21 protein-coding genes are annotated in these 23,306 nt (G+C 42.8%); 8 read left to right on the forward strand and 13 right to left on the reverse strand.

Annotation, left to right across the window (positions count from 1 at the left end):
* The first annotated feature begins 103 nt into the window (after positions 1-103).
* The 3 genes from CHA01nite_RS11845 (at position 104) to CHA01nite_RS11855 (ending at position 4,597) form a co-directional block, all read left to right on the forward strand.
* Positions 104-2,437, forward strand: a complete 2,334-nt coding sequence (locus CHA01nite_RS11845; RefSeq protein WP_146941650.1) for an ATP-dependent helicase — start codon at positions 104-106, stop codon at positions 2,435-2,437.
* Positions 2,438-2,920: 483 nt separating this feature from the next.
* On the forward strand, positions 2,921-3,739 hold the full coding sequence (locus tag CHA01nite_RS11850; RefSeq protein WP_146941651.1) for an alpha/beta hydrolase: 819 nt from the start codon (positions 2,921-2,923) through the stop codon (positions 3,737-3,739).
* Between the two features lie 90 nt (positions 3,740-3,829).
* Positions 3,830-4,597, forward strand: coding sequence for a phospholipase D family protein (locus tag CHA01nite_RS11855; protein WP_170234726.1), 768 nt, complete (start codon positions 3,830-3,832; stop codon positions 4,595-4,597).
* 205 nt (positions 4,598-4,802) lie between these two features.
* Here CHA01nite_RS11855 and CHA01nite_RS11860 read toward each other — a convergent pair whose 3' ends face one another.
* The 5 genes from CHA01nite_RS11860 to CHA01nite_RS11875 all read right to left on the reverse strand — a co-directional run bounded on the left by CHA01nite_RS11860 (position 4,803) and on the right by CHA01nite_RS11875 (position 9,378).
* The gene (locus CHA01nite_RS11860; protein WP_174771822.1) at positions 4,803-6,644 is read right to left on the reverse strand and encodes a carbon starvation CstA family protein; all 1,842 of its coding nucleotides are present in this window, start codon (positions 6,642-6,644) and stop codon (positions 4,803-4,805) included.
* 203 nt (positions 6,645-6,847) lie between these two features.
* Positions 6,848-6,997, reverse strand: a complete 150-nt coding sequence (locus CHA01nite_RS20510; RefSeq protein ID WP_170234727.1) for a hypothetical protein — start codon at positions 6,995-6,997, stop codon at positions 6,848-6,850.
* A 116-nt stretch (positions 6,998-7,113) separates the two neighbouring features.
* A complete protein-coding gene (locus CHA01nite_RS11865; protein ID WP_146941653.1) occupies positions 7,114-8,133 on the reverse strand; it encodes an alpha/beta hydrolase in 1,020 nt (339 codons plus the stop codon).
* A 101-nt stretch (positions 8,134-8,234) separates the two neighbouring features.
* Positions 8,235-8,618 (reverse strand): DUF3037 domain-containing protein, encoded by a 384-nt coding sequence (locus tag CHA01nite_RS11870; RefSeq protein ID WP_146941654.1) that lies wholly within the window; start codon positions 8,616-8,618, stop codon positions 8,235-8,237.
* Positions 8,605-9,378 (reverse strand): HipA family kinase, encoded by a 774-nt coding sequence (locus CHA01nite_RS11875; protein WP_146941655.1) that lies wholly within the window; start codon positions 9,376-9,378, stop codon positions 8,605-8,607. Before CHA01nite_RS11875 ends, CHA01nite_RS11870 begins: the two co-directional genes overlap by 14 nt.
* 164 nt (positions 9,379-9,542) lie before the next feature.
* Between CHA01nite_RS11875 and CHA01nite_RS11880 the strand changes: the two genes are divergently transcribed.
* The 4 genes from CHA01nite_RS11880 (at position 9,543) to CHA01nite_RS11895 (ending at position 11,331) form a co-directional block, all read left to right on the forward strand.
* Positions 9,543-10,382 carry an alpha/beta hydrolase family protein gene (locus tag CHA01nite_RS11880; protein WP_146941656.1) on the forward strand — a complete coding sequence of 280 codons (840 nt, stop codon included), beginning with the start codon at positions 9,543-9,545 and terminating at the stop codon, positions 10,380-10,382.
* A gap of 99 nt (positions 10,383-10,481) precedes the next feature.
* Positions 10,482-10,688, forward strand: a complete 207-nt coding sequence (locus tag CHA01nite_RS11885; RefSeq protein ID WP_146941657.1) for a hypothetical protein — start codon at positions 10,482-10,484, stop codon at positions 10,686-10,688.
* A gap of 63 nt (positions 10,689-10,751) precedes the next feature.
* The gene (locus CHA01nite_RS11890) at positions 10,752-10,958 is read left to right on the forward strand and encodes a hypothetical protein (protein WP_146941658.1); all 207 of its coding nucleotides are present in this window, start codon (positions 10,752-10,754) and stop codon (positions 10,956-10,958) included.
* A 157-nt stretch (positions 10,959-11,115) separates the two neighbouring features.
* Entirely contained in the window at positions 11,116-11,331 is a 216-nt protein-coding gene (locus tag CHA01nite_RS11895) for a hypothetical protein (RefSeq protein ID WP_146941659.1), read from the forward strand.
* Positions 11,332-11,767: 436 nt separating this feature from the next.
* Here CHA01nite_RS11895 and CHA01nite_RS11900 read toward each other — a convergent pair whose 3' ends face one another.
* The 8 genes from CHA01nite_RS11900 to CHA01nite_RS11935 form a co-directional block, all read right to left on the reverse strand.
* On the reverse strand, positions 11,768-12,589 hold the full coding sequence (locus CHA01nite_RS11900; RefSeq protein WP_146941660.1) for a flavin reductase family protein: 822 nt from the start codon (positions 12,587-12,589) through the stop codon (positions 11,768-11,770).
* A 99-nt stretch (positions 12,590-12,688) separates the two neighbouring features.
* Entirely contained in the window at positions 12,689-13,102 is a 414-nt protein-coding gene (locus CHA01nite_RS11905; protein ID WP_146941661.1) for a GxxExxY protein, read from the reverse strand.
* Positions 13,103-13,219: 117 nt separating this feature from the next.
* Positions 13,220-14,467: a fumarylacetoacetase gene (gene fahA, locus CHA01nite_RS11910; protein ID WP_146941662.1), complete on the reverse strand. Its 1,248-nt coding sequence runs from the start codon at positions 14,465-14,467 to the stop codon at positions 13,220-13,222.
* A gap of 197 nt (positions 14,468-14,664) precedes the next feature.
* Positions 14,665-15,138, reverse strand: a complete 474-nt coding sequence (locus CHA01nite_RS11915; protein ID WP_146941663.1) for a hypothetical protein — start codon at positions 15,136-15,138, stop codon at positions 14,665-14,667.
* A 70-nt stretch (positions 15,139-15,208) separates the two neighbouring features.
* Positions 15,209-16,339, reverse strand: a complete 1,131-nt coding sequence (gene hppD, locus CHA01nite_RS11920) for a 4-hydroxyphenylpyruvate dioxygenase (protein ID WP_146941664.1) — start codon at positions 16,337-16,339, stop codon at positions 15,209-15,211.
* A gap of 546 nt (positions 16,340-16,885) precedes the next feature.
* Positions 16,886-18,160 carry an acetyl-CoA hydrolase/transferase family protein gene (locus CHA01nite_RS11925; protein ID WP_146941665.1) on the reverse strand — a complete coding sequence of 425 codons (1,275 nt, stop codon included), beginning with the start codon at positions 18,158-18,160 and terminating at the stop codon, positions 16,886-16,888.
* A 166-nt stretch (positions 18,161-18,326) separates the two neighbouring features.
* Positions 18,327-18,824, reverse strand: coding sequence for a DUF6169 family protein (locus tag CHA01nite_RS11930; RefSeq protein WP_146941666.1), 498 nt, complete (start codon positions 18,822-18,824; stop codon positions 18,327-18,329).
* Between the two features lie 248 nt (positions 18,825-19,072).
* Positions 19,073-20,260 (reverse strand): homogentisate 1,2-dioxygenase, encoded by a 1,188-nt coding sequence (locus tag CHA01nite_RS11935; RefSeq protein WP_146941667.1) that lies wholly within the window; start codon positions 20,258-20,260, stop codon positions 19,073-19,075.
* 948 nt (positions 20,261-21,208) lie between these two features.
* Between CHA01nite_RS11935 and CHA01nite_RS11940 the strand changes: the two genes are divergently transcribed.
* The gene (locus tag CHA01nite_RS11940) at positions 21,209-23,290 is read left to right on the forward strand and encodes a TonB-dependent receptor plug domain-containing protein (protein ID WP_146941668.1); all 2,082 of its coding nucleotides are present in this window, start codon (positions 21,209-21,211) and stop codon (positions 23,288-23,290) included.
* The last annotated feature ends 16 nt before the right edge of the window (positions 23,291-23,306 follow it).

Consider the following 23,306-nt stretch of genomic DNA (forward strand, 5'->3'; position numbering starts at 1 on the left):
CGGCATTAAAACCCGGAACCGGGCCAATGCATGGATGTTTATGGATCGGAATTTGAATTCTCCTTATAATACACTAATTTTGTATTCCTAATTTTTTTGCAGTATGGAGGATTATTTGAAAGGACTGAATGAATCACAATTTGATGCCGTTACCTCACTTGAAGGACCATTGATGGTTCTTGCAGGGGCAGGTTCCGGGAAGACGCGGGTTCTTACCATGCGTATTGCCCATCTGATTACCAATGGTGTAGACCCCTTCAATATTCTGGCATTGACCTTTACCAATAAAGCCGCAAAGGAAATGAAAGAGCGTATTGCCAAAGTGGTGGGGCAGAGTAACGCAAGAAGTTTGTGGATGGGAACTTTCCACTCCGTATTTGCAAGGATTCTGAGAGGTGAGGCGCACTACCTGGGATATCCTTCCAATTTTACAATTTACGACCAGCAGGATGCGCTTAATGTTATTAAGAAAGTCCTGAAAGATATGAATATCGATGCCGATTTATATAAGCCCAAAAAGGTACAGTCGAGAATTTCCACCTATAAAAATAACCTGATTACCGTAAAAGCCTATTTCAACAACCCGGAATTGCTGGAAGCGGATGAAAAGGCCAACATGAAATTTATCGGGCAGATTTACCAGCGGTATGTAGAGCAGTGCTACAAAAACGGATCGATGGATTTCGATGATTTACTGCTTAAAACCAATGAATTGCTGACCCGCTTTCCGGAAGTGCTGGCGAAATACCAGGACCGTTTCAGGTACATCCTGGTGGATGAGTACCAGGATACCAACCATTCCCAGTACCTGATCGTAAAAGCACTGGCCTCAAAATTTGAAAACATCTGCGTGGTAGGGGATGATGCCCAGTCGATTTACTCTTTCCGCGGAGCCAATATCTACAACATCTTAAACTTTAAAAAAGATTATCCGGACGCCATAACGGTGGCTCTGGAGCAGAATTACCGCTCGACACAGAATATTGTGAATGCGGCCAATGTCGTAATCGCCAAAAACCTTCAGCAGTTCAAGAAAAATGTATTCAGCGAAAACGAAGAAGGAGAAAAAATTAAAGTCTACCGTTCGCTTTCAGATGCGGATGAGGCCAACTTCGTAGCCGGAAACATCTGGGAATCCCGGAACCGCGATCAGCGGAAATACAGCGATTTTGCCATTTTATACCGGACCAACTCCCAGACGCGTGCTTTTGAAGATGCGCTGAGGCGTAAGAATATCCCGTACAAAGTATACGGAGGTTTATCCTTTTACCAGAGGAAGGAAGTAAAGGATCTGATTGCTTATCTCAGGCTTCTGGTAAATGAAAACGATTCCGAAGCCTTGATGCGGATCATCAATTATCCGGTAAGGGGAATCGGTGAAACAACGCAGAACAAACTGGTGGTTTTTGCAGATGCGCAGAATATTTCCGTATCAAAAGTATTGGCCAACCTGCCGATGTATGCCCCGCAATTAGGTCTGAATAATGGGATTTTAAATAAGCTGAACGATTTCTGGTCCATGATCAAAGCCTTTCAGGTACTGCTGAAAACGGAAACGGCCTACAATGTAGCCATGGAAGTCGCCAAACGGAGCGGCCTGATTAAATTCCTGAAAGACGACCAGACGCCGGAAGGCATTTCCAGGGTGGAAAACGTTCAGGAACTGATGAACTCGATGCAGGGATTCATTGAGGAACAGATGCAGCTGGAAGACGGCGACCCGAGCTTGCCGAACTTTCTGGAAAATATTGCCCTTTCTGCCGATACACAGGATAAGAACAACGATGAAGACATGGTTTCCTTAATGACCATTCACCTCTCCAAAGGATTGGAATTCCCGGTAGTCCACCTGGTAGGTTTGGAAGAAAACCTTTTCCCTAGCTTCATGAGTTCGGCCACCAGGGAAGACCTGGAGGAAGAAAGACGTTTGTTCTACGTGGCTCTAACCAGAGCCGAAAAGCAGGCCTTTTTCTCCTATGCAGTGTCCCGTTTCCAATGGGGAAAAATTACTGATGCGGAGCCGTCAAGGTTTTTAAGTGAAATCGATGACGAATACATTGAATTTGTAAATCCGGCGATTGAAAAACGGTTTATCAACAATTCCGGGGTCCGGTCCAATATCTTTGATGAGCATCCTTCCGAAATGAGGAGCTTCAAAAAAGTGGAAAAGAAAAGCATTGAAAGATCGGACAGCTCGAAGCCGGTTGCAGAACCGAAAAAGCTGAGGCCGGTAAGTACCGCAAAAATCGTTAACCCGAGCGGTGCTTCTTCACAGGATATTGAAGTGGGCGACAAGGTAAGGCATGACCGTTTCGGAGTCGGGGAAGTGACTTTCCTGGACGGCACTGATCCGCAGAACATCAAAGCCAAAGTGGTCTTCCAGCATGAAGGCGAAAAGAACCTGATCCTAAAATACGCCAAACTGACGAAGATTTAAAACTTCCAACCGCCGAACGGATTTTACAGATATCAACTGTTTTAAATCCGTTCGGTTGACAAATCGTTAATTCATGATTTTTGCGGAAGCCGGATTTAGCTGAAATAATGACAGTAAAAGGCTGGAAGAGGGATGCCGGATACCGGGAGTTTTTATGGTCAATACTTCTAAAATATTTTGTTGAAACCCGGATCTATAATGCTATTTAAACGATTCCTTTACGGTGGGTGAGCGGATTCGATGCCACACGCAATCACCTGTGTAATCGATGGGAAATAAATCTCACGGTAATCCACTTCAGCCAAAGTATAATCTTTAAAAGTACCTGCAATCATCCGTGAAAATCCTTACAGCCCGTAGGAGATAAAATTCATGTCAATCCAGTTATACATTATAAACCTGCACGCCCTACAGCAAATTTCATAGGCAATCATCAGAATGAGACCGTATCGATTCGTATCTTTAAGCCTTAAAAGTTCTACAATGAAAAGGATTCTCTTATTTTTAGCCCTGACTTTATGTTCGGCACCATTATTTTCACAGGAGTATAACACGATACAGAATATCCATTATTACGATGATAAAACAAACCGATCCGATGCCTACATCAATGAAAGATGTGTACTGGATATTTATATTCCGAAAAATATAAAGAATTTCCCGACCGTGATCTGGTTTCATGGCGGAGGCCTGACAGGCGGACAGAAAGAAATTCCCGAAGGGTTAAAAAATAAAGGGATCGCCGTGATCGGAGTGAATTACCGGCTTTCGCCCAAAATAAATGCCCCGAAATACATCGAAGATGCCGCTGCTGCCACCGCATGGATCTTTAAAAATATCAGGAATTATGGCGGAAGGGAAGATCTTGTCTTTATTTCAGGGCATTCAGCCGGAGGATATCTGGCCGTTATGGTAGGTTTAAACAAAATGTACCTGAACAAATACGGAATTGATGCCAATCAATTGGCAGGAATCATTCCGTTCAGCGGACAGATGATTTCCCACTTTACCACCCGGCAGGAAAAAGGAATCGGCGAACTGGATGCCAGGATCGACGATTATGCACCGTTGCATTTTATCAGGGCCGATGCACCGCCGTTACTGCTGATTACAGGAGACCGCGAAAAAGAACTGCTGGGAAGATACGAGGAAAATGCCTATATGGCCCGGATGATGAAGCTGAAAGGGCATAAAGAAACCACCTTATACGAATTACAGGGGTTCGATCACGGCGGAATGGCACAGCCTGCGTTTCCGCTTTTAATCAATGAAATCAAAAGGATTGAGAAATTAAAAAAATAAAATTTCCGCAAAAGAGTAAATACGGGCTTTGCAGAATTTATTTTTGCAAAGCTTTTTTATTCTTTGTCAGGTGAATTAAAATATATGGGTATGGGAATTTTTTATAACAATGCGGTTTGCGACATCTATATAGGAAAAAGTGCGGGGGTAAAGGTAATGCAGGACATCAGGAGTGCCCGTAAAAACGTGAAAATCGTTTCCCCCTACCTTTCGCCTGTTCTCATTAAGGAACTTATCGATCTCCATTCAAGGGGGATCCGGATCAGGCTGATTACCAGCGATGAAATTGAAGACTTTTACGGATATGATAAAAATATCCACAAGCTCATTATCCAGCATAAGCATGTTGACGAGGAAGCAAGGCAGAAAAGGGATAACCTTTTGAGTTTGTCGGGAACCCTTCTGCTTGCCATGATTGGGCTGGGTATGGTTTTATTGCCCCTAATGTATCTCCTAAACAATTTTAAACTGGCGTATGGCTTTATCGCTGTGGTTCTGATGTTTTTTGTACGGGATGCTGTGGTTAAGAAAATAAAAAGAACGAAAGTATATCATTATACCTATAAGCAGCTTTTCCCGTTTAAGGTTTTTGTTTCTCCCAACAGTGGAAATTCCACAAACAAAACATTCGTTCACAGCAAAATTTATATCATCGACGACGAAATTGCCTATATCGGCTCGCTCAACTTTACTAAAAGCGGAATGCGGGATAACCATGAGACCAGGATCAGAACAACCGATCCTGATGCCGTGGCCAGGATTATAGAAGAAGTAAAAGAAGTGTTCTACCATTCCAAACTGCCCGAAAGGGACATCCAGTTCTGGGGAAGCCAGCTGTATGAAGAACCCGATCGTTAAGTTGAATGCTTAAGGGTGAATGGGGAATTTTGCTTCGCAAGTGAATGGGGAATTTTTTAGGATTTGAAAAATTGACAAGCGCAGCGGATTGACGATTCACTATTGATCCTTGAATCCACTGTCATTTTTGATTGGAAAATGAATGGTGAATTTAGCCCCTGTATAAATTGACAAGCGCAGCGAATTCACCATTCACCATTCACATTTACCGCTCTACCAGTTCCTTTACCTGTTCTCCGTAAAAATCGGTTTCTGCTTTATTGATTTTCAGCAACCGATACCATTTCCGGAAGGCTCCGATGAACACCACCAGCATAAGAAGCATTGCGATCACTGCCAAGGAAGCCAGGAGGTACTGCCCTTTGGGAATATAAATGGAGGTAACCTGGATGTAGCCTGCCCAAAATGTAATCACGGCCATGAAAACGCCGGGAATGGCGGAGCATAAGGCATACTTTCCACGGTTCAGACGGATGAGCATGGTGGTACATACGATTAGTCCGCAGGCAGCCAGCAGTTGGTTGCTGATCCCGAACAGCGGCCAGATGCTGCTTACGTTTCCGGTGAAGACCAGATAACCCCAGGCAAAGGTGAAGACCAGGCTGCTGATGATAATCCCTGGCGTCCAGTTTTTATCATTGAATCTGGGAATAACGGAGCCCAGCATTTCCTGTAGAAAGAAACGGCCGACCCTTGTTCCTGCATCAATAGCCGTAAGGATAAATACCGCCTCGAACATAATGGCAAAATTATACCAGTACGCCATCAGTTGGTCCATATACGGGATCTTGTTGAAAATATGGGCCATACCGACCGCCAGCGACACGGCACCTCCCGTTCTTCCGTGAAGATCAAGACCGATTCTCTGAGAAAAATAGTCGATATCGACCCCATGAAGGGCAGGATGTGCAGCCAGGAAAGCATCGTAAGATTCTTTCGGGGTATTAATCGCAAAATAGTCACCGGGCATTAAGGTACAGGCTGCAATAAGAGCCATTAAAGCTACAAAACCCTCTACCAGCATGGCGCCGTAGCCTACGAAAAGGATTTCCCTTTCACGGTTCAGCATTTTGGGGGTTGTTCCGGTTGCGATTACGGCATGAAATCCGGAAATTGCGCCGCAGGCAATGACGATGAAGATGAACGGCAGTACCGGGCCGCCAATTACGGGTCCGCCGCCGTTAACGAATTGCGTAAGCGCCGGCATCTGTACCGTAGGATGAATAACGATCACACCGATGGCCAGCATAATGATGGTTCCGATTTTCAGGTAGGTCGAAAGATAATCTCTTGGAACCAAAAGCAGCCAGACCGGCAGCACCGAGGCCAGAAACCCGTATAACGGTATAGCAATGGAAATGGTTGTGATATCCCATGAAAACAGGTTGTTCATCGTTTCATTCTGCATCAGGTTATGCCCTCCGACGATTCCGGCAATCAGAAGAATACCACCTAAAATACTGGCAAAAGTCACCGAGTTTTTTCTGTACCGCATGATCAGTCCCATGAGGATGGCAATCGGCATGGTAATGATGACGGTGAACAGCGACCAGGAAGCTTCATGCATGGCATTGATACAGGCTAAAGATAGCCCGGCCAGCGTGAGGATCAGAATGAATAAAATCGCAAAGCCGGCTACCGTTCCCGTGGTCTTGCCGATTTCTTTGGAGGCAATCGTTGCGAGACTTTGACCTTTATGGCGTACGGAAGCAAACAGAACCACCATATCATGGACTCCGCCCCCGAGCACACAGCCGACAAGGATCCATAACGCACCTGGGAGGTATCCGAATTGTGCGGCGAGAACAGGTCCTACCAGAGGTCCGGCAGCAGCAATGGCAGCAAAATGATGTCCGAAAAGGACGTTTTTATTGGTCGCCACGTAGTCTTTACCATCGGCAAATTCTACAGCCGGTGTGGTATTCTGATCATTCAGCTTCAATACTTTATTGGCCATGAAGATCCCGTAAAAACGGTAGGCGATGGCAAAAACAAGTACGGAAACAAAGACGATGGTTAAGGCATTGATATTATTTAATGAATCCATATCGTGTATTTTTTTTATGAATAAATGAATTAACAATTAATTTTTTTTTGAATAATTTAAACAAAAGCCAAGTTAATTATTTTAAGCATATAAAATAACAGGATGTATATCAATTTAGCAAATTAGCGCACTGTTCAGCTATAGTTCACTGATATTAATGATGCTATGAATTCATGCATATATCAATTAATTGATTACGGCACTTATTTTCTGCCAGAGTACATCATCAAAATCCCAAGGGCAGGGTTAACATTATCTGCCACATCGCTCATCCGGATGATAACGAGCCTTTTGCCGGGAACCACATAGATTTTCTGATCATTTTGCCGGTGGCGCAGAACATATCGGTGCATCCGGAATTAAATTTCCATTGAACTGAATTAGGGTCTGCGGAAGCTGATAGCCCGGTTTACCGTCCGGCCACCCTCAATACCCATAAGCCGGATTGATATTCTGGGATGCGGAAAATTTATTTTTTGTGAGTAACGATAAACTGAACCATTTCATCGGTAAGTTGGTCCATATAAGTCCGGTCCGTTTTTCCAAAACCGTGGATACCGTCTTTTACCACGACCAGAGTCGATTCAACGTTTTGCTTTTTCAGCTTTCTGACCAGCTTTTTCGAATGCTTTAGGGGAGCTACTTTATCTTTATCGCCGTGAAGGATGAAAGTAGGGATTCCGTTTTCGGTATCATTGATGGGGGATACGGTTTCCAGATAGTCGATGGCTTTTCTTTTTTCTGTGTTGATGTCGTATCCTGAAATTCCGTACACCAGTTTTTCCCTGATTTCGACAATCGGTTTAAAAAACCATCCTACAATGGTAACGGGAACTTTACCCAATCTGGTATGTAAAAGCTTATTCAGGTCCGTAGGTCCGAAATTGTCTACGACGTAATTTACTTTTGCGGAATAAGGCGAGAGCTCAGAACTTCCCTTATATTCATTGTCCGGTGTATATGCCGCAAGAAGAGACATATGTGCTCCTGATGAGGCTCCGAAATAGCCGATATTGTCAGGATCGAAGTGATATTGCTCTGCATTTTTACGTACCCATCTTACGGCATCTTTCGTATCTTCAATAGGTACCGGGAAGTGTACCGTTTCACTGACCAGGGTGTAATCGATGCTGATGACGGCATAATTCTTTTCGACGAGCTTTAAAATAAAACGTTCGATGTAATTATCCGCCCTTACGACCTGATCACCTTTGGCCCAGGCACCGCCATGAACGTAAATAACCACCGGAAGTTTTTCCGTCGGCTGATTTTTAGGCCGGTAGAGATCCAGGGAAACCGGTGTTCCCAAGGAATTGGTTTTGTAAACGATCTCTTTGGTCATGACCGTTCTTTCAGGAAGGAGGGTACTGGGAGGGAACTTCTGTTCGGGAAGCTCCTGAGAAAATCCTGCTGTGAAAGAGGTTAAAAGGAAAATAAAAAACAGGTTTAAAGAAAACCTGTACAATATACTTTGGTGAAATTGTTTCATAAAATACGATGCGGAGAAGATCTGATTTTTCTCTGCAGAAAAGGTTATCAAAAGTCTTACCAATTATTATTTTCCCAGTTTCAAAAAGGATTGGTCATTGTTTATAAAATCAGTTCCTGAAACAACTTTTCAAACGTTTTTTCCAGGTCTTTTGATTTTCCGGGATGAGGTCTCGAAGTCTGTACCGAGGCACTTCTTACCGCGGTAAGCCACCGGAACCTGTCCGGGATATCGAGCAGGGCAATCGGGCCGCCGTCTTTTTTCCCTTCGGCAATCTTTTTGAAGCTTTCGAGATTCTGGTGTACATCTTCATAGTCCAGTTTGCTTCTCATCAGACGGAACTTATCGGGACACAGGTAGAAGTCTACCTTAATGAATTTCTCTCTTTTGGAAAACATCACCAGTCCGATGTTGAAAAACTCTTCTCTTTCAACCTTCGGAACCAAACGGATCACGGCATATTCGTAAATTTTATCCTCTTGCATTTTTGGCTTCGTTTAAAAAGATTTCAGAATGTTCCAGTCTTGTCTTCAGGAATTTGAAATAGACATCACGGATTTCGTCCGGGCTTTCTTCGGCATCTTCCCAGTGCAGCCAGTCCTGCGGGATCAGATCGACAATTTCCCTGAAAACGGCATCATTCAGAACTTCCTTTGCCAGCTGATCGGCTTCATCGAGCTTTGCCGCCTGAGGAAGCAAAACATGGTCTTTCACATATTTGAAAGGGGTTTTTGCCGCTGTATCGAAATTCTGCCAGGAATGGTGGAAGTAAAAGGAAGCGCCGTTATCGATGATCCACAATTCTTTATGCCACATCAGCATATTGGTATTTTTGAAGGTACGGTCGATATTGGTGATAAAGGCATCCAGCCATACGATTTTCGAGGCCAGCAGCGGATCTACGGAAATGCCGGGGTCGTACGTAATCGATTCCGAAAGATAATGCAGTCCGAGATTCAGTCCTTCCGAATTCTTCAGCAGGTCCTGGATTTCCTCATCGGCTTCCGTTCTTCCGAAATCCACATCCAGGTTTACAAAAACCAATTCGGGGATTTTCAGCCCCAACGCCTCCGTGATTTTTCCGCCCAACAGTTCGGAAATCAGCATTTTCACGCCATGCCCCGCACCGCGGAATTTGAGCACATATTTAAAATCGTCATCAGCTTCTGCCAATGCAGGGAGTGAACCTCCCTCACGAAGCGGCAGGATGTAACGCATGACTGTTACCGTTCTTAAGTCCAACATGCAGCAAAAATAAGGTTTTCCTTTGTGTTTGTTTCTATTTTTAATATTTTTAAGAGGGAATTGGGTGCAAAACCTAAGCAGGTAGGCCAATGCTCTGTCTGGTTGAAGTTAAATTAATCGGTAACAGTGTCTGCTCATATTTAAAATTGAATAAAAAATAAATTATGGAAATTACAAAAAAGAAGAATATCGTTATTTCAAATCCGGAAACCAGGGACTTTTTGGCCGATGCCTTTTATCCTGAAAACGGAATCGGGCTGCCGCTGGTCATTTTTGTTCACGGCTATAAAGGCTATAAAGACTGGGGTGCCTGGAACCTGATGGCGGAGAAGTTTGCAGAGGCCGGTTTTTTCTTTGTTAAATTTAATTTTTCGCACAACGGAACGACGGTCGGCGATCCGCTGAATTTCGGTGATCTCGAAGCTTTTGGCAATAACAATTACTCCAAGGAACTTTCCGATCTGGGAGCCGTCATTGATTATTTTACTGCGGACAAGGCCGTAGATCAGGATAAAATCGTCCTGGTAGGCCACAGCAGAGGAGGAGGGATTTCCATTATTAAAACCTATGAAGATGAGCGTATTCATGGGCTGATTACCCTGGCCAGCGTCGATACCCTGGACCGTTTTCCGAAAAATGAAGCCTTTGAAAACTGGAAGAAAGAAGGAGTATACTATGTAACGAATGGACGTACAAAACAGGAAATGCCGCATTATTACCCATTCTATGAAGATTATGAAAAAGATGTCCACCGTTTTGATGTAGAACGGGCTACCGAAATGGCAAAAGCTCATTTTTTAATTATCCACGGGACCAATGATGAGAGCGTACCGGTAAAGCATGCTGAGCATCTTCATTTGCTGCACCCGAATTCCGAATTATATCTGATTGAAAATGCGGATCATACTTTCGGAGCAAAAGAACCCTGGGAAAGTGGTCAGCTTCCTGAAAACCTGAATCGGGTAACTGAAAAATGTATCCGTTTCATTAAAGAAAAAATATAAATTCATGGAAATAGGGTATTTTTTGTTAAAAGAGATTTGCCATCAGTAAAAAAATCCTATCTTGGTGATAAATATTATTAACCTAAAATCCAGATTATTATGAAAAATTTACATCAAGCTCAGAAATTAAGCAGAGCGGCTCAGAAAAGCATTACGGGAAGGGGGCCGGCATCTTCTTCCTGCCCGCCGACCGGATGTTATGACAATGCCATTAATAACAGCAATGACCGGTGCTACATCCTTTCCTGCCGTTCGGTATATGGTTATATGCAAACCGTCAACGGAACCCGTAAATGTTGTTTCTGAAATTACAGGCCGTAAATATTGTAACAGACTTAATTTAAAATAAAACGATCTATCCAGATTACTATGAAAAATTCAAATTTAAAAAATGCTCAGAAACTGAGCCGGGAATCCCAGAAACATATTTCGGGAGGCGACAAACAACTGATTTGCCAGTCAGGCTGTGTGAAATATTACTTCAGTGATGGCCAGGGAAACTGTAAAGCTCCGCCATGTAACGAATTAACGGGAAGTGAAGTCGTGATCGACGGCCGGACACAGTGTTGCTTTTAAACATAAATAAAATCAGCCGTTCTACTGCGGGAACGGCTGATTTGTACATTGTAATTACACTTTGCCATAAACCGGAATCATGCAACAATCAATCTGAATGATCTGACTGTTCCCGGTACTGATCGGCTAAACTAAATTAAATCAAAAATCTTTTGCTATGAAAAATTCAAATTTAAAAAATGCCCGGAAGCTGAATCGTGAAGCACAGAAGCAGATTACGGGAGGCGACAAAGTTTTGGTATGTTCGGCAAGTGGATGCTATAACGATTACATAAGTGACGGCCAGGGGAACTGCGTGGTACCGCCATGTGCACCTCCCAATCTGGGGACAGAAGTAAAGAATGCCAACGGCCGCTGGCAGTGCTGCTACTAAGCTTTAGAATAAATAAAAAAGGAGTGAATATTTTCACTCCTTTACTTTGTATATGGTTTCTTGTTATTTAACGTGAGTTCGACCGTAGTGGAATCATATTCAGTAGTTATTTTATTCAAAAATAAAAATGAAGGTGATTCAGTCGGAATTTTGATTAATACTCATCGTGCAAGAACAAATACACAGTTTATGCTTCTGATAGGATTTTATCCTATCCTGTACTAAGCCGTCCTTTCAGGACTTTAAAACAAGAGAAATCCCTCCCTGATAAAAAAAAGGCCGGTTATTCAGGATTGAATAAGAATTCCTCTGGTAAAGCGATAACTTATTCAGTTTAATGATCAGGACCTTTGATCCTATGCCTGACAGGAGAAACTTCCGGCATCCAGCTTCCCTCTTCCAGCATTTATATTACGGTTTGTACTTAGAATTCACGTTACTTAATGAGCAACTTCCAGGCCTCATCAATTTTACTCTCCACCAACAATCCCTGAGCCTGACGATGGATCTCTTCATCGGAATGACAGTCTCCTTCGGGAAGTACTTCCACATTGGCCAGCATCCCCAGGTCATTTCCGGTAAAAATGCGGCTGTATCTGATGGCTTCCGGCAATTGGTCGAAACCGATGCCTTTGGTAACCAGCGGTTTCGGAACTTCAAAGAGATTGTTTTCATTATTCCTTGAATACCAGTTGCTGCCGAGACGGGCCACCATATCCAGCTTGGCCTGGTCCAGGTTGCCGTTTTCATCCAGGTATTCTTCGCGGATATGGATTTTCTGTACTTCACAGATCACCAGGTTTCCGGCGCCGCCCTGATTACCCAGTGATTTTACTTCCAATACTTTGCATTCAAAGTTGACCGGGCATTCTTCAATCAGTTTTGGCTGTACCAGATCCGCTTCTTTCATGGTCAGTCCGGATTTAATAAATTCGTTCACGCCGTCTCCGTATTCGGTGGAAGCCAGCGAAATCTGCTGCACGATCGGGAAATTCACGGTCCCGATTACCACTTCCGGCACTTCGAGCACGTTTTCCAGGGTATGTTTCGTCGTATTGTCCCGCACCCTCCTCGATGGTGAGAAGATTAAGATGGGCGGTACCGTACTGAACATATTGAAAAAGCTGAACGGCGACAGGTTGCTGTTCCCGTCTTTATCAACCGTGGAAGCCAGAGCAATCGGTCTTGGCGAAATGGCCGTCTGCATCACCGTCTGCAGCTGTACAGCGGTTATTTCGGATGGAATGAGTGTCTTCATATTTACATTAATTCTTTTAACACATAAGTCACATTAGATTTAAGATCTTATACCTTGAAATATTTAAGAACACATCAGATCGAAAATCAGAGATTTTCATTATTCCAGTGTTTCGAAAATTTTGCTTACAAATGTCTCCGTCCCTTCACTATAGAGATTATATACATTAAAGTTTACCAATATAGACTTTGGAACTTTTAATAAATTCATGTAATTAATGACCTGTGCTTTGTGAATCTTGTTCATTTCTGCAACAGATTTTATTTCCAGAACAATAGTATTTTCTATTAAAAAATTACATTTTACCGTACAGTCAATCTTCACATCTTTATAAATAAGAGGAATCTCAAGTTCACTTTTATATTTCATACCAAATACCTGGAATTCTCCTTCGAGACATTTATGGTACGCATTTTCATAAAGACCCGGGCCTGCAACTTTATGAACTTCTATACATGCACCGATAATTTTATAGGTAAGTTCATTAACATACCTTTTTGTAAGCTTTCTCATCTGTTTGTGTATTAAAAAATGAAAATCTCAGATTTTCAGTCTAATGTGTTCTTTTTCTAATGTATTTAAAATAAAATCTCTTTGTGACTTACGTGTTTAATGTTTTTTGATCTTTGATTATTTTGAAGGGATAATCTTACCTGAAACTTCACCGAAGCCCACTCTTATCCCGTCTTTTTCCGCCCAGGCTTTCATGGTGACGGTATCGTTGTCGTTGATGAATTTTCTTTCTTCCCCGTTGCTCAGTTGGATCGGGTTCTGGCCTCTCCACGTGAGCTCAAGCATCGAACCGAACGATTTCGGGTCGCTTCCGGAGATGGTTCCGCTGGCATACATATCACCGACTTCCACGTTACAGCCGTTTACCGTATGGTGGGCAAGCTGCTGCGTCATGTTCCAGTACATATGTTTGTAATTGCTTTCGGAGATCAGGTTGTGTTCACCGTTTTCAGGCTGAATGTATACCTCAAGATTAATGTCATAATTCTTATCGCCTTCGAATTTAAGGTAGTCCAGTACTTCAGGATCCTGTTTCGGGGAAGCGGTTCTGAAAGGCTCCAGCGCTTCCAGGGTAACCACCCACGGAGAAACCGACGAACCGAAATTTTTTGCAAGGAACGGCCCTAGCGGAACATATTCCCAGGACTGGATGTCTCTTGCCGACCAGTCATTGAAGACCAACATTCCGAAGATGGCATCTTCCGCTTCCTGCGTAGGAATGCTTTCTCCCATCTCGGTGTTTTTATTGATGATAAAAGCCATCTCCAGTTCGAAATCCAGTTGCTTGCATGGCCCGAATACCGGCTGATCGGCATCGGCAGGTTTCATCTGGCCTTTCGGACGGTTGATTTCCGTACCGGAAACCACGATCGAAGAAGCTCTGCCGTGATATCCTACCGGCAGGTGTTTCCAGTTTGGCAGTAAAGCGTTGGCCGGATCCCTGAACATTTTCCCTACATTGGTGGCATGCTCGATGCTGCTGTAGAAATCCGTATAGTTCGGAATATGTACCGGCATCATCATTTTTACCTGGTCCAGGTCATAGAAGGCTTCTTCAATGGTTTTTTCATCTTTCGAGAGGATGGAACCTTCCTGAAGAAGTTCCTGGATTTTTGCCCGCACCGCATTGGTTACCGGCTTTCCAAGTTCAATAAATTCATTCAAAGTATAAGCTTCGAAGATGTTATCTTCAAGACCTTCGATATCTTCAAAATAGGCTAAGTCGTATAAAGTGGCCAGGTCGATCACCTGATCCCCGATTCTTGTACAGCAGGCGATAAATTCTTTGTTGAACACGGCTACCCCGAAAGGAATGTTGTGTATGGAAAAATCTGAATCTGCTGCGTATTCTACAAATGATTTCATAAGCTTATAATTTTAATTTGGTTTACAGTAAGGTGTTTTGAGTTGATACTGACATAAATTACATAATTTCCGCCGTAAATGCACGGCAGCCATTGCGGTTTGTGAAATATTTAAGACCGTTGTGTTTCCTTAAGAATACCGGAAAGAAAATTCAAAAACTTCCTGATAAAACGGTAACTCAAGGGAATAGACAACAGTTATTTATTGGATTTTGCTTTTGAGAAAGATTCTTCATCGATCCATCGGTCGCGGGTATTGATGTCGATCAGGTAAAGAATATTATCCTGCTTTGTAAGCAGCAGGGTTTTGGCTACCGGGACCGGCACTTTCTTGTTTTCCAGCATATCGGCTCGCAGGGAAATGATATTTTTTTTGTTTCTGACGATATCTCCTGAAAAGACATTGGAATTGCTCTCTCCCGTAGCTTTGTCATCGAAAACTTCTACGTAAGTGGCTTTATTTCCTTTGATGACGATGAAATCCCGTTCGGTATGGTCGGCTTCATCCTTAATGAAAACAAATTTTTTGTTGTCGATATTTACTGTTTCCAGGTTTTGGTTGAGACCTTTCCTTTCTTCAAGCCTGTTAAGAATGCTGTTTATTGAACCGTATTGTGCTTTTGCGGCAAAAGCAGTTCCTAAGAATAACATTCCGATGATTAATTTTTTCATACTGCTGTGTTTGTATAAAAAGTTTTGCCAGGACGGTTTATCCTGACAAAACTCTGTATGATTGTTTAAATTAAAGATTTCCTCTTTTTTCCTGCTCTCTTTCCAGGGCTTCAAATAACGCTTTGAAGTTTCCTGCCCCGAAGCTCTGGGCCCCGTGTCTCTCAATAATTTCGAAGAACAGGGTAGGACGGTCTTCTACCGGTTTTGTAAAGATCTGTAACAGATACCCTTCTTCATCATGATCGATCAGGATTCCAAGGTCCTGCAGTTTTTTAAGATCTTCATCAATAGGTCCCACTCTTTCAGGAACCATATCGTAATACGCTTCCGGCGGAGCGGAAAGGAATTCCACACCACGTTTCTTCAGTTCGGTTACGGTATGGATGATGTCTTTGGTAGCCACGGCAATGTGCTGTACGCCTTCCCCTTCGTAGAAATCAAGGTATTCTTCCACCTGGGATTTCTTTTTACCTTCGGCCGGTTCATTGATCGGGAATTTGGCAAATCCGTTTCCGTTGGACATTACTTTGGACATTAAGGCAGAATATTCGGTATTGATCTGCTTATCGTCAAAAGAAAGGATGTTTACAAACCCCATTACTTTTTCGTACCATTCCACGGTAGGGATCATGCGGTCCCAGTCTACGTTTCCTACGCAGTGGTCAACATACAGAAGCCCGGCCTCTTCAGGCTGGTACTTGCTTTCCCACTTTTCGTAACCCGGCATGAAGGCACCGTTGTAATTTTTTCTCTCCACAAACATGTGTACCGTTTCGCCATAGGTATAGATTCCGGACATTCTTACTTCACCATGCTCATCCGTTAAGGTAACCGGCTCCAGATAAGGTTTTCCGCCTCTTTTCGTGGTTTCCTCAAAAGCGGAATAGGCATCATCTACCCAAAGCGCCAGGATTTTTACCCCGTCGCCGTGTTTCTTTACGTGCTCATTAATCGGGGAATCGGATTTAAGCCCGGTAGTAAGCACCAATCTGATTTTTCCCTGCTGAAGAACATACGATGCACGGTCTCTCACGCCTGTTTCAGGTCCTGCATACGCTACAGACTGAAATCCGAAAGCGGTCTTGTAATAATGCGCGGCCTGCTTGGCATTCCCTACATAAAACTCAATATAATCGGTACCGTTGATCGGCAAAAAATTCTCTGCCTGAGCAATCTTTTCGGCAAATGTAAGTGTTGACATATTCTATTTTTACTTTTTATAATTAGGGTTGCAAATTACGAATTTATCCCTAATACGGAAAATATATACAAACAAACGTTAGGCAACCGTTCAAGATGCTTCATCACGCTGAGATTCGGTAGTCGGAAGGTCTTCCAGTTACGAAAGATGAATTATGAAAAGAACGGAGGAACGGACAAGGTTAGACTTTAACACATAAGAAGCATAAGATTCAGATTTGAAAGCCTGCGCATATTTCAGATCACAGAAGAAGAAAATCAAAGATTTTCAATGGAGTTGTACTTCATGTGGCTAAGCGGAGCAGAACCTATGCATCAGTATTACATTTAACTTTAAAAATTTACCACAAAAGCAACAAAAGCCTATTACCCTGCATAATAAAGTTTAATAGCCAGATGTTGAATAAGCAATCAAAAGCTCTTAAAAATCTTTGATTTTTATCTCATGTGATCTTAAATATTTTCAAAGCCGGAAACTTCTTTCATGTTTCTTATGTGTTAAAAATTTCTGCACGAATCCGTATTACCTGTGTGAGATCGGCTACAATTATATCTTAAACCGTTCGTAAGCTGCTTTCTCCAGCATTTCCCGGTCGGCCGGATGGGCGATACTGATCAGTTCCTGGGCTCTTTGCTTCAGGTTTTTTCCATATAAGTAAGCAGTTCCGTACTCAGTTACCACCCAGTGGATATGTCCTCTGGTAGTTACAACTCCCGCTCCCTGTTTCAGGAAAGGAACAATCCTGGAAACACCTTTTTTTGTTCTTGAGGTGATGGCGATAATAGGCTTTCCGTCTTCGCTCAGGGCTGCTCCCCGCATGAAGTCCATCTGTCCGCCGATCCCGCTGTACTGCATTGTTCCGATAGAGTCGGCGCAGACCTGTCCGGTGAGGTCGATTTCAATGGCCGAATTGATGGCCACCATCTTTTTGTTCCGCATGATGTTGATCGGAAAATTTACGTCGCTGACATCCTTGAAGGCAAACACAGTATTGTCATCCACATAATCGTACAGCCTTCTTGTACCGAAGCAGAAGCTGGTGATGGTTTTATTGTCGTTGTAGCCTTTGTATTTGTTGTTGATCACGTCATTCCGGATCAGATCGATCACGCCGTCACTCAGCATCTCCGTATGGATTCCGAGATCTTTGTGGTTGTGCAGGCATTTCAGTACCGCATCCGGAATGGTTCCGATTCCCATTTGAAGAGTAGATCTGTCGTCGATCAGTTCCGCTACGTTTTTGCCCACTTCCATTTCTTCAGGACCTACTTTGGATCCGTAATCTACGGTCGGCAGCTCTTCTTCATGCCATACCAGTTTATTGATCTTGCTGATATGGATCATCCCGTCACCGTGCGTTCTCGGCATCAGCGGATTAACGATGGCTACAATGATCTTTGCCGTATCCACAGCGGCCCGGGCAACATCTACGGAAGTTCCCAAAGTGCAGAATCCGTGCTTATCCGGAGGGGAAACGGTAATCAGGGCAACGTCCAGCGGCAGGATATTCTTTCTGAATAAAATCGGGATCTCACTCAGGAAAACCGGTACAAAATCCCCCCGCTCGGAATTGACGGCATCCCGCACCGGCGAGGAAACAAATAATGAGTTGACAAAAAACTTTCCGGCATATTCCGGTTTGGCGATTTCCACATTTCCCTGCTGGGTAATGGAAACCATTTCTACGTTGTCCAGGCGGTGGGCCTGTCTTGCCAGTTCGTCAATTAAATAATTGGGGGTACAGGCACTTCCGTGAAAAAAAACACGGTTGCCGCTTTTGATGGTATAGATGGCTTCTTCTGCGCTGATGTATTGATCCATATTAGATTGGGTTTGGATTACAGAGGTTTTCTTTTCTTAAAGATAGTTCATATTGTTTGGATCCGGAGAAAACGGGCACAGATTTTTGTCATGTTTTAACTGAATATTTAAATAAAAAAGACTGAATGCATTGCTTTCAGTCTTCTTTAATTTATGAATTTTCCGTTTACTTTTCTTCATTCAGAACATTTTCAATTTGAGTATAAATTTGAATAAGTTTCTCATAGTTCAAATTCTGCTTGTGAAACAAAAAAGAAGTATAAAGCTTTTGAATTTCATTTTTGATATTAAATTTCATAATATTATCAATCTTAACAATCCAATTCTTGTAATCTGAATTCCTGTACCACATGTCAAAAATTTCATGTCTTATTCTGGCTCTCTCATCTTCGTCAGAACAAACATAAATCAATGCATTTTCTGTCTTCTGAAAAAATCTCTCAATAATATGTTCAATAGTTTTAGAAACTTTTGTATCAAATGGTTCTAATTCATCTGTCGCTTTTTCTATAATTAACTGATATATGTTTGGAATTTCCTCACCTGAAATTGTAGAGAATATTTCAACAACAACAAATGCAACTCTATAAAGGATATTGTTTTTCGTAGCGAAGTTATAAGTATTTGTAATAGAATCGAAAACATAATTATAATGGCTTTGCAAACTTAATCCTCTTTTTGGTTAGTGTTTGGATTGAAGTTTTTCCTTTGATGTATGAGCATACCGCTTCTTTATCAGATATCATTTTTGATATTGATTTTATGACCGTTTCCTTTTTAATTTCTTTATTCATACTTTTTCAAAGTTACAAAATATTTTTCAAAGGGTTATATTTCAAAATATTATGGCTGTATTTATATAAAATAAACCTCATGAGTTTTCAACCACCTATGAGGTTTACGGGCTTATACTTATTCCTGCAGACGGTCTTTCATGGTAGGATCTTCTTCATCCAGCCATGAAGTCTTGTAAGAAGGATCTTCCACTTTCAAGGCTTCTTCCGTAATTTTCAGCGGACGGAACGGATCGACCATTACGGCATATTCCTCCGTAAATTTTTTTCCGATGCTGCGTTCCATCGCTCCCGGGTGTGGGCCGTGCACGATTCCTCCCGGATGCAGGGTGAAGTCCATCAGGTCGATATGGTTACGGCTCATGAAATCCCCTTCGGTATAAAACAGTACTTCATCAGAGTCGATGTTCGAATGGTTGTAAGGTGCCGGAATTGCCTGCGGATGGTAATCGTACATTCTTGCACAGAAGGAACACACCACAAAATTATGGGCCTCAAAAGTCTGGTGAACCGGCGGCGGTTGATGGATCCTTCCCGTAATCGGTTCGAAATTCTTGATGTTGAATTTATAAGGATAAAAATACCCGTCCCATCCAACGACATCAAACGGATGGGTAGCATAGACGAAATCCGTAATCTGGTTTTCCTTTTTTACCTTGACTACAAATTCTCCCCTCTCATCTTTCGGTGCTTTGTAAGCCGGTGCTACAATATCCCTTTCGCAGAACGGCGAATGCTCCAGCAGCTGGCCGAACTCATTCCGATACCGTTTCGGCGTATAGATCGGAGAGTGGCTTTCCACGATGAAGAAAACCGTATCTTCAGAATGCAGCTCGATCTGGTAAATCGTCCCTCTCGGAATGATGAGGTAGTCGCCGACAGCAAACTCCAGGTCCCCGACAAATGTTTTCAGGATCCCGTTTCCGTTGTGGACAAACAGAAGCTCGTCGCATTCCGCATTCTTGTAAAAATAGTCCATGGATTTCCGTGGTTTGGACAGTCCCATTTTCAGGTCGTTGTTCACCATCAGGAATTTGCGGCTGTCCAGCACATCGTCTTCCGGGGTTACATTCATCCCCTTGAACATTCTCGGAGTAACGTTTTTATCAACGGCAATCTTAGGTGACACATCTTTCGGCACTCCGATGGATTTGATCTGGGTAGGGCGGTGGATGTGGTACAGCAAAGAAGAAATTCCGTGGAATCCTTCCGTCCCGAAAAGCTGTTCATAATAGAATTTATCTTCCGGAGACTTGAAAACCGTATGCCTTTTTGGTGGGATATTTCCCGACTGATGATATCTCATTTTACTTGTATATGTGGATTCTCAAATGTAATAATTTTTAATGAAACGGAAAGATGATTTGTTTAACCGCAAAGGCCGGAATGGTTTATTGAAATGAAAGGTAAATACTGAATATATTTTAAGGGGGAAAGCTTGCTAAAATAAATTGAAATCAGAATCGGTTAAATTTTTTGACTGTAAGGCGGAAGTTGGATATAAATAAAGAATAATCAGAGCATAAATTTGCTCCGGAGGAGCAATATCTGTGAGATAAGAAAGATTTTCAGTCAATAGGCACGCCGTAGGGGTGCTATTATACCAAGCTGATAGGCTGCGGAAAGAGATAGAACTCCGCCGGAGTTCAATTCTATTTGCTGTTCTTGTCTTGCTACACAGATAGTATTCCTACGGAATATTTAGATGATTTTTGACAAAATTTGTAGTAGAGATAGGTTCACCATTAAAAATTAACCTTTTGTCTTGCGACCAAATTCTGCGTATTGTAAAGGAAAAATCCTTGTATGCATCATATTAAAATAAATAATCAGCTTTTTAATTAAAAATTCAGCCTGTATAAATTTGCTCCGGAGGAGCAATATCTGTGTAGAAAAGAAAGATTTTTAGTCGGTCGGCACGCCGTAGGTGTGCTATTATATCAACTGGTATGCTGGAAAGAGATAGAACTCCGCCGGAGTTCAATTCTATGCACTACACTTGTTGCTGCACAGATGGTTATCCCTAATGGAATATGTAGATAATTCTTTGATAAAATTTACATCAAAGGCAGGGTTACTATTAAAAATTAACGATTTACCATCTGCTTTTGCAACCTGATTTATGTGTAATTTTTAAGGAAAGATCCTTGCGTACATCATGTTAGAGGTAATCAATCAGCATTTTAAATAAATTTCAAATTAAAGTTTTTCCTTTAAAAAATAATTGTTAGCTTTGTCTAACAATTTTAATTTCATGAAACAAATATTACTTTTGGTTGTTTTGTTTTCCACTTTCTGTTCCTCTCAGGAACCGGACAGTCTGAATACAAACCAATCTTTAAAAGCAGATTCGTCGGGAAGTCAGAAGAAAAAAGAAATTAAAATAAAGGATATTGACGATGTCGTCATCACCGGATCCCTAAAGCCGGTCAGCTGTTCCAAAAGTCCCGTAGCAGTGGAAATCTACAGCCAGAAATTCTTCCGGAAAAACCCGACGCCCAGTATTTTTGAATCCATTGCCATGGTAAACGGCGTAAAACCTCAGCTCAACTGTTCGGTGTGCAACACGGGCGACATCCACATCAACGGGCTGGAAGGGCCTTACACCATGATCCTGATCGACGGGATGCCTATTGTGAGTTCACTTTCCACCGTCTATGGATTAAGCGGAATCCCGAACAGCCTCGTCGAAAGGATTGAAGTCGTAAAAGGCCCGGCTTCTTCGATCTACGGTTCTGAAGCCATGGGCGGCGTCATCAACATCATTACCAGAAATACCCTGACCGCTCCGAAATTCAGCGTCGACCTGATGACTACGACCTGGAACGAAAATAATGTGGATCTTTCAGCAAAATTTAATCTGGGCAAAAAAGCAGCATCGCTAGTAAGCCTCAACTATTTTAATGCTACCCAGAGATTCGATGAAAACCATGACAATTTTACAGATGGTGCCTTACAGAACCGGATGTCAATATTCAACAAATGGAATTTCAAACGGAAAGAAAACCGGCAGGCCGGCTTTGCCCTTCGGTACCTGTATGAAGACCGTTTCGGCGGGGAAATGCAATGGAACCGGTCCTGCCGCGGGAGTGATCAGGTCTACGGCGAAAGTATTTACACCAACAGGGTAGAAGCGTTCGGGATGTATGAGTGGCCGTTGAAAGAGAATATCATGACCCAGTTTTCCTATAATTTCCATGACCAGAATTCTTTTTACGGAGACCATCATTTTCTGGCCATCCAGAAAGTGGCCTTTGCACAGACGTATTGGGATAAAAAGCTGGGTAAGCACGATCTTATTTTAGGAGTCACCATCAAAAGAACCTTCTATGATGATAACACTCCCGGCACCTTATCTGCCGACGGTTTCCAGAACGAACCGATGAAGTCGCCGATTTTCGGGGCTTTTGTCCAGGATCAGTGGGAAGTCAATGAAAAAAATACGTTGTTACTCGGATACCGTCTGGATTATGATAAAATCCATCATGCCATTCATTCGCCGCGTTTTGCCTGGAAGTTTTCCCCGAATCCTTATCATACGCTGCGGTTCAATTTCGGAACGGGCTTCCGGGTGGTCAACCTGTTTACGGAAGACCATGCTGCTCTGACGGGTTCCCGGGAAGTGGTGATCCAATCTGAACTGAAGCCGGAACGATCGGTCAATGGAAACCTGAACTATATCTGGAAGATTCCGGCGGGTGACCGGCTGATCAATCTGGACGCTTCGGCTTTCTATACTTATTTCAGCAATAAAATTGTCGGGGATTTCGATACCGATCCGGGAAAGATCATTTACGACAACCTTCGCGGATACGGAATTTCGAGGGGGGCTTCGTTAAATGTGGATTACAGTTTCAGTTTTCCGCTGAGCATGAATGCAGGCGTAACCTATCTTGATGTTTACCAGAAATTTGATGATGAAAGGGAAAAATCGCAGCAGCTGCATGCCCCGAAATGGAGCGGAACCTACAACCTGACTTACCGGTTTCCGAATGATCTGGCCATTGATTTTACCGGCCAGTTTTACGGCCCGATGCGGCTCCCGGTATTGCCCGACGATTACCGCCCGGAATATTCTCCCTGGTATTCCCTGGCCAATATCCAGGTTTCCAAAAGTTTCAGGTCCGGATTTGAAGTCTACTGCGGTGTCAAGAACCTTTTCAATTTTACCCCTAAAGATCCGCTGATGCGTCCTTTCGATCCGTTCGACCGGACTGTGAATGATCCGGTAACCAACCCGAACGGCTATACGTTCGATACAACCTACGGTTATGCGCCGATGCAGAGAATCCGGGGATTCCTGGGCGTAAAGTATACTTTGAAGCAGATGAATTAAACTTTAACCGAAGAAT

Origin of the sequence: Chryseobacterium hagamense (assembly GCF_007991455.1) — a bacterium.
Classification (GTDB): domain Bacteria; phylum Bacteroidota; class Bacteroidia; order Flavobacteriales; family Weeksellaceae; genus Chryseobacterium; species Chryseobacterium hagamense.